This is a genomic window from Prevotella sp. OH937_COT-195, assembly GCF_003932845.1.
Lineage (GTDB): Bacteria > Bacteroidota > Bacteroidia > Bacteroidales > Bacteroidaceae > Prevotella.
Map to the genome: position 1 here is coordinate 1 of NZ_RQZH01000169.1, position 396 is coordinate 396.

Consider the following 396-nt stretch of genomic DNA (forward strand, 5'->3'; position numbering starts at 1 on the left):
CTATCCGACGAATTAGTTTGGAGAATCAAGGAATATATTACCAACTACCGGTGGTCTCCAAGACAAATATCAGGGTATCTGCGAATAAATGAGGGGATAAAGGTTTCCCACCGGTCCATCTATAACATCATACACAATGACACAACAGGCAAACTTGCCGAACACACAAGACATAAGATGAAATACAGGCATCGTCCCAAGTGCGGACATCTTCCAATCAAGGACAGGGTGAGCATACATGAAAGAAGTAAGGAAGTTGACGGGAGGAGATTCGGAGATTTTGAGATGGACTTAATCATCGATCCTGCCCGGCACGCCATACTCACACCGGTGGAGAAATCCACCAATATGTTGCTTATGCGGAAACTGCCATTTGGGAAGCGGTCAAAGCCTCCG

General features: G+C 46.0%; 1 pseudogene. It reads left to right on the top strand.

Features of this window, described 5'->3' with window-relative positions:
- Nucleotides 1-396 (top strand): annotated as a pseudogene (locus EII32_RS11760) (helix-turn-helix domain-containing protein); the annotation flags it as partial.